The organism is Achromobacter sp. ACM03 (assembly GCF_014851665.1).
GTDB classification, from domain to species: Bacteria; Pseudomonadota; Gammaproteobacteria; order Burkholderiales; family Burkholderiaceae_B; genus Achromobacter; species Achromobacter aegrifaciens.
This window is the reverse complement of record NZ_JACVAD010000006.1, coordinates 348,153-354,503: the sequence shown is the minus strand read 5'-3', so window position 1 is coordinate 354,503 and position 6,351 is coordinate 348,153. Positions and strand designations below refer to the sequence as shown.

At 60.4% G+C, this 6,351-nt stretch carries 10 protein-coding genes; 5 read left to right on the top strand and 5 right to left on the bottom strand.

Annotation, left to right across the window (positions count from 1 at the left end):
• The first annotated feature begins 358 nt into the window (after positions 1–358).
• Both rng and IB257_RS25315 read left to right on the top strand, forming a co-directional pair.
• A complete protein-coding gene (rng, locus tag IB257_RS25320) occupies positions 359–1,822 on the top strand; it encodes a ribonuclease G (protein ID WP_059378637.1) in 1,464 nt (487 codons plus the stop codon).
• Between the two features lie 158 nt (positions 1,823–1,980).
• Complete coding sequence (locus IB257_RS25315; RefSeq protein WP_192493001.1) at positions 1,981–3,294, top strand: site-specific integrase; 1,314 nt, start codon at positions 1,981–1,983, stop codon at positions 3,292–3,294.
• A gap of 87 nt (positions 3,295–3,381) precedes the next feature.
• Here IB257_RS25315 and IB257_RS25310 read toward each other — a convergent pair whose 3' ends face one another.
• Positions 3,382–3,666, bottom strand: coding sequence for a hypothetical protein (locus tag IB257_RS25310; protein ID WP_041655363.1), 285 nt, complete (start codon positions 3,664–3,666; stop codon positions 3,382–3,384).
• Entirely contained in the window at positions 3,650–3,952 is a 303-nt protein-coding gene (locus IB257_RS25305) for a hypothetical protein (RefSeq protein WP_080551133.1), read from the bottom strand. The genes IB257_RS25310 and IB257_RS25305 overlap by 17 nt, the downstream gene beginning before the upstream one ends.
• Positions 3,953–4,102: 150 nt before the next feature.
• Here IB257_RS25305 and IB257_RS25300 point away from each other — a divergent pair, with 150 nt between their 5' ends.
• Both IB257_RS25300 and IB257_RS31635 read left to right on the top strand, forming a co-directional pair.
• Positions 4,103–4,264, top strand: coding sequence for a hypothetical protein (locus tag IB257_RS25300; RefSeq protein ID WP_167555690.1), 162 nt, complete (start codon positions 4,103–4,105; stop codon positions 4,262–4,264).
• A gap of 268 nt (positions 4,265–4,532) precedes the next feature.
• Entirely contained in the window at positions 4,533–4,970 is a 438-nt protein-coding gene (locus IB257_RS31635; protein ID WP_225589162.1) for a hypothetical protein, read from the top strand.
• A gap of 87 nt (positions 4,971–5,057) precedes the next feature.
• Here the strand turns inward: IB257_RS31635 and IB257_RS25295 are convergent, their stop codons facing one another.
• Entirely contained in the window at positions 5,058–5,288 is a 231-nt protein-coding gene (locus IB257_RS25295; RefSeq protein WP_041653159.1) for a hypothetical protein, read from the bottom strand.
• 143 nt (positions 5,289–5,431) lie between these two features.
• Complete coding sequence (locus IB257_RS31895; RefSeq protein ID WP_370540124.1) at positions 5,432–5,545, bottom strand: lysis system o-spanin lipoprotein Rz1; 114 nt, start codon at positions 5,543–5,545, stop codon at positions 5,432–5,434.
• On the opposite strand from IB257_RS31895, the gene IB257_RS31625 reads away from it, so the two are divergent.
• Positions 5,505–5,930: a hypothetical protein gene (locus tag IB257_RS31625; protein WP_225589202.1), complete on the top strand. Its 426-nt coding sequence runs from the start codon at positions 5,505–5,507 to the stop codon at positions 5,928–5,930. The two genes, IB257_RS31895 and IB257_RS31625, sit on opposite strands and share 41 nt — an antisense overlap.
• Here the strand turns inward: IB257_RS31625 and IB257_RS25285 are convergent.
• A complete protein-coding gene (locus IB257_RS25285) occupies positions 5,891–6,301 on the bottom strand; it encodes a M15 family metallopeptidase (RefSeq protein WP_192492999.1) in 411 nt (136 codons plus the stop codon). The genes IB257_RS31625 and IB257_RS25285 overlap by 40 nt on opposite strands.
• Between the last annotated feature and the right edge of the window lie 50 nt (positions 6,302–6,351).

The following is a 6,351-nucleotide window of genomic DNA, read 5'->3' as shown; positions in this document are numbered from 1 at the left end:
CTTTTGCCTAACTTGCTGCAATCCTTGCAATAACCGCGGGGCATTCATTTCTGACTGCTTTGCGGCAGACCTGGCTCGAATCCTCTTGCCCGACCTGTTGTGCTTGCTTGGCTTCGCGGTTCAAAACTGTCCGAACTGCGAAGGAGCGAGACTATAGCACAGTTTTTTCGCGTGGCGCAAAAAGGCCGATCCCCCTGCTTGTTCAGCGGCTGCCCCGGTCCCCCTCCCCTATATATAGTGGTGATTCCCGCGGTTGCCCCATATAGATAGTTGTCTTGTCCGCCTTGCCCTACGTTTACTATTCGCCTGTACGCCGCACCTTACTGGAGACGAACACGCTATGCCCCCAGCCATCGCCCTGAGCGAAGATATCCTGATCAATGTCACCCCCTTCGAAACCCGCGTTGCGCTGGTGGAACAAGGGTCGGTACAGGAGCTGCACGTAGAACGCAGCATCCAGCGGGGCCATGTCGGCAATATCTATCTGGGGCGGGTCGTCCGTGTACTGCCGGGCATGCAGAGCGCTTTCATCGATATCGGACTGGAGCGCGCGGCTTTCATCCACATCGCAGACCTGCGCGAGAACCGGGGCGAAAGAAGCCAGGGGCTGACTCCCACCCCGATCGAAAAGCTGCTGTTCGAGGGACAGACCATCATGGTTCAGGTGGTCAAGGATCCCCTGGGCACCAAGGGCGCACGACTTTCCACCCAGATCAGCATGGCGGGCCGGATGCTGGTTTACCTGCCGCACGATCCGCATATCGGCATTTCGCAGAAGATCGACGACGAATCCGAACGCATCCAGCTACGCGAACGCCTGCAAGCCTTGATGCCGGCAGAGGAAAAAGGCGGCTTCATCGTCCGCACGCAGGCCGAAGGCGCCAATGACGAGGAGCTGACGGCCGATCTGGAGTATCTGCGTAAATTGTGGACCAGCGTCCAGGCGGCGGCGCGCACCCAGCCCGCCCCCGCCCTGCTGCACCAGGATCTGACCCTGGCGCAGCGCGTGCTGCGCGACATGGTGGGCCCGAACACCGGAACCATTCTTGTGGATTCCCGCACGACCAGTGCCGCGATGCTGGAATGGGCGCGCATCTATACGCCCTCGGTCGTGGGCCGCATCCAGCACTACAGCGGGGAGCGCCCCCTGTTCGACACCGCCAATGTGGACGATGAGATTGCCCGGGCGCTCTCTCGACGAGTGGACCTGAAGTCGGGCGGCTATCTCATCATCGACCAGACCGAGGCGCTGACCACGGTCGACGTCAATACCGGCGGCTTCGTGGGCGGCCGCAATTTCGACGACACCATCTTCAAGACCAACCTGGAAGCGGCCCAGGCCATTGCGCGCCAGCTGCGGCTGCGCAACCTGGGCGGCATCGTCATCCTGGACTTCATCGACATGGAGGAACAGGAGCACCGCGAAACGGTGTTGGCCGAACTGAAGAAGGCGCTGTCGCGCGACCGCACCCGCATGACGGTCAACGGCTTTACACAACTGGGGCTGGTGGAAATGACGCGCAAGCGCACCCGCGACTCGCTGGCGCATCAGCTATGCGAGCCCTGCCCCATGTGCGAGGCGCGCGGCAACGTGCGTACGCCGCGTACCGTCTGCTATGAAATCCTGCGCGAGATCCTGCGCGAGGCGCGGCAATTCAATCCCAAGGAATTTCGCATCCTCGCCTCGCAAGAGGTGGTTGACCTGTTCCTGGAAGAAGAAAGCCAGCATCTGGCGATGCTGGGCGACTTCGTGGGCAAGCGCATTTCGCTGGAAGTGGAAGGCGCGTACTCTCAAGAGCAGTACGACATAATTCTTGTCTGATATTCCCGGCTTCTCACTACTTATCAGAATTCCCCGCAAAGCCGCGTAAATCCTCGCGGCTTTCTTTCTGGGCTTCTCACGGGCTATCCTCCCATCTCGCACAAAATGGGTAGCTAGGTGGGTAGCCAGACGCTCCAGCTACCCAAATCGAGGGAGTCATGGCGACAAAGCGCGTATTGCAGGGCCTGCTGGCCGACATCCATATAAAGAACTGGATCCGCGCCGGCGAGCCGGTGGCCAAGTCGGATGGCGGGGGGCTGACCTTTACCCTGTCGAAATCCGGGACGGCCGCCTGGGTGTTGCGGTACCGCATGCCTGGCCGCCGAGCCGAGGCCACGATCGGCAACTATCCCGACATCAGCCTGGCCGAGGCCCGCAAGGAGGCCAGCCGACTGCGCGCCATGATCGACGCTGGCAAAGACCCGGCGGCCGAGAAAAGGGAAGCCAAGCAGAAAGCCAGGGCCGCCAAGAATATAGGGTGGCTGGTCGACGACTATAAGGAAAAGGTCCTCAAGCATCTGTCGAGCTCCACGAACCGGAGCTACAAGCGTCAGCTCGTCCGGATAGAGGATGGATGGCGATCGCGGCCCGTGGAGGAAATCACCCACACTGACGTCATCGAGCTGATCAGCAAGACGAAATCAGGTTTCAAAACCCTCAAGTCTGGCTGGCGCGAGACGGAAACGCTGTATATCGTCATCCGGGAGATTTTCAAGCATGCCGCCGGCCAGCGCATTGTGGTGATCAATCCCGGCGTGGGCATCAGCTTGGAGGCGATCATCGGGAAGCGGCCGAAAGCCAAGGCGCGACTCATGCTCACCGATGACGAGATCGCCGAGTTCATGCAGGCCAAGATGAACCGCCAGAATCAGCTGAGCGTGTGGATTATTGCCGCGACCTGCGTGCGCGTGTCCGAGTTCACCAACGCCCAGCGACAGCACATCAGGACAGACGAGCTGACCATCAAGCGTCTCGGCGCCGGCCTATGGCACGTTCCGGAATCGAAGACCGGGGCGGCCATGGACATCCCGCTGGCGCCGCAGGTGGTGGAGTGGTTCCGCGAGCTGGATAGCCTGGCGCTGGATTCCCGGTACATCGTGCCGGCGCGGTCGGTGGCAAGGCTCAAAAAACACGGCGGGGATGCGCCCATTCAGAAAGACGGGGTGTGGGGTGCCATCAACTACTGGATCCAGAACTACCAGCCCAAGGTCCGACGCTTCACCCCGCACGATCTGCGCTCCACCGCGAAATCGCATATGCGCGCCCTCGGCGTCGGCCGCGATATCTCCGAGATGTGCCTTAACCACAAGCTCAAGAGCGTGGAGGGGATTTACGACCAGTACAGCTACTGGAAGGAACGGCACGAAGCTCTCGCGCTCTGGGCAGATCACTTGGTGAAGTGCCAGGGCCTCGACGGAGGCGCAGTGGGCCAGGCGAGGAATCCGCACGCGCGGCTGCGCTCCCTTGGGTAGGTGGTCCTATACTGGCCCTTCCCCTTCCTGCTGGAGGTGCGTATGTGTTGTGCCGCATTTCCCTGAATGCGAGCGATGGCGCCGAGCTCAATTTAACGAGCCTTGCCTCCCTCGCAAGAACATCGCGACCTTCCCCTTCAACAACGTAGCATCATACGTAGCGGTGCTGAGCGCGCCCTGCAACACCATTCTTCGAATGTCGGTCGGCACTTCGTGCCAGATGCTCAAAATAGCTGCCCCAAGGCACGCAATGACTCGCCGCTCGCCTTCGTCAAGCACCCCTGGATCCAGCAACTCCACGAATGTGGGAAATTGCACCCCTCCTTCATTGAGCCAGCGCTCAATCTCAGAGTCATCATGATCGTGGCTCATGTCTATCCCCTGAAAAAAAATCTCCCGCAGCAAGACGCGCAATCTTTACTTTTAGTACCGACTTGTCGAACGCTGCCTGAGCAATCTCACGATTTAGCATCCGCTGGCGCGCATCAACTGGAAGGTCGTCCCACAGGCTCAAAACGGACGCCCCCAGGAAGGCCAAAATCCGACACTCAGACGCCTCGAACTCCTCGATAGCAAACGAGTTGGCAAGAGAGGCAAGCTGCGATCCCCCCTCATCGTCCCACCGCTCCAGTGCTTTCACACCCATTGACTGTGACATGGCAGCCTCCAAGACGGTTGCATGAAGTCAGTGTAGAGCAGGTACCTCCACAGGTCTTACGCTTGTTTCAATTCAGTCGTAGGTCCTACGTGCCATTGAGCGTACTGTGAATACGTGGCACTCGCCACGACAACTAAAGAGGTACACATCATGACATTTCCCACCCGCTTCAGCGCAGCTGGCCCCCCCACTCAACCTGGTCAAGACGACCAGCCCAACAAGCAGCAAGAGCAGCAAAGTCAGGAGCAAAAAGAAGAAGCCGCGCGTAAACAAGCGCAAAATGATCCGCTAAAGCAGCGCACCCCTCAGTAGGCGTATCGCACGCATTCGGCCTAAATCCACGGAGTACGCAGCTGCCTAGCTGCGGATGGATGGCTGAAAGCTTGTGAGCAGGCGCTGACTCGTCGCACGATTGCGAGAGCCAGCGTTGTCGTGATTCGATCTCGACCCACGATATTTCTGCGCTATTCAAAGGCCACGATACAGGCCGACGGGTCCCCAAATTAGAACTTCGATTTGATCGACTGCTTCGCCATATCGCGACCGTATCGCGCTTCGATTCATTTAGGCCGATCCGATCATGAAGCTCTTCACTAAGTCATTTTTACGCGTCATTACTGCTTGCCGGAAATTCGTCTCACCCGGGACGTCGTTCAAGCATCTCGATCCCCCCCGAGCACAGCCCTCAACCCCAGACGCTGCAATTCTCTCGCCTTGGCGCGTATACAGGATCTACGCTCGCCCAGGACACCTGTTGCTTAGGAATGAGCAAGGCAGGATTTTTTACTTCGGCGTTATGAAAGGAGCCGAGCCCAATCTGGCCTATCGGCTGGTCGTGCGAGGTCTCACAGGCCGAGGGTTCGCTTCGCGAACTTTACTGCTCGACGACATCATTCATCGAATGGAGTCCGGTGAAGTTGCCGGTGAACTACTGGACCTCCCCGAGTGTACGGCCGATCCAGGAGTCGATTTGGATCGAGGTACGCACGCCGACGTCTCGATGAAATTGGCTGGATAGGCTTGGCCGCGTCGCCTTGATCGAGGTTGCTGCGGAGCGGTCGCGCATAAGCGGCCTCTGAATGAAAAATGACGACTCGGGGCGCCCTTAACCCTTCGGCGGTAGCGTCGTACTGAGGCGATAACCCTCCGCGCGCGCCAATGTGCGGTAAAAAGTCGCACCGACATCCAATAACTGCTCCACTTCCGCCGGCTCCAGTCTTTTGCTCACCAGCGAAAGACAGTCGGCGAACCTCCCCAAGACATCCACCCAATCGCCGAAACTACTCAGCTCAGCCGACCTACTCACCATCTGGGCCAAAAGTTCGTCGCGCTCCATTGCGCACCTCATAAGTAGCGGCCTCCGCTTCGCAGAGCCTACCGCCATGGGTCAGCACATACCATGCCCAAACCGTCCACATGGCAAGACCAGCCAATTCCCCCCTCAGCGTAAGCGCGCCTGGCATGCCTCGAGCTGCGCTGTTACTCGCTGGATTCCCGCCCGGAGGGCGAAATAATCCGATCGAGCAGCTGGATTAAGTTCGGCGCCGGCTCCATGACCCACGCCGGCGGCGGCTCCGGCTGGGGGCACTCCACCGCCGGCGGCGGAACAGGCGGCAGCGACGTGCAACCGCTTGCGCCCAGCATCAACATCAGCCCGAAGGCCGTCATCTTCGATTTGCGCACTGCGCAGCCCCCCATACGCGGCCCACTCGGCCCGCGCGTATCTTTCATTGATCTCGGTCACGGCGGCGTAACGCCGCTGCAGAATCTCTCGCGCCGCGCGCTGGGCATCGGCTACATGTTCAGCCTGGTCGCGCTCCCTCTCAGCCAACTCGCGGCCGTGGAAGGCATCCAAGATGAACCAGGCTGCGCCGGCGCCCAGCAACACAGCTGCCGCGTATCCTCGCCAGCCGGCCAAAGCCTTGACTGCGGCGGCGATCATGCCCGCCCCTTCCAGTCGCGCGGAATCTGGAAGTGAGGACCGTCCTTGAGCGTCTTCCAGTCGCCGCCCCACTCCACAGGCACGCCCAGCTCGGCAGCGCACGCCTTCACGACGTCCGCCAGCCGGCGGAATTCTTCCCACCGGTCCCAAGGAATCACGCCGCCCACCAGCGGCGCCAGGTCGACGGCGTGGCCGTAGCCATCCGGCTGTATCAGGTGCAGGCTGTTCTGCGTCTGGCTGACCCCCTTGGCGACCAGTTCGCGCTGGCGCTCGGCCGTACGCAGGCCTTCCACGACGGTGAAGTCGACGGGCGTGCGCCGAATCGCCAGTTTGACGATTTCGACAAGTTGGGGGTGTACCCCCTCCAGGCGCTGCAGGCTGCGCGCCGACAGGATGAATTCGGGCATTGGTGCTCCTCAAATGAAACGCGCGCCCGAAGGCGCGCGACAGGGTGAAT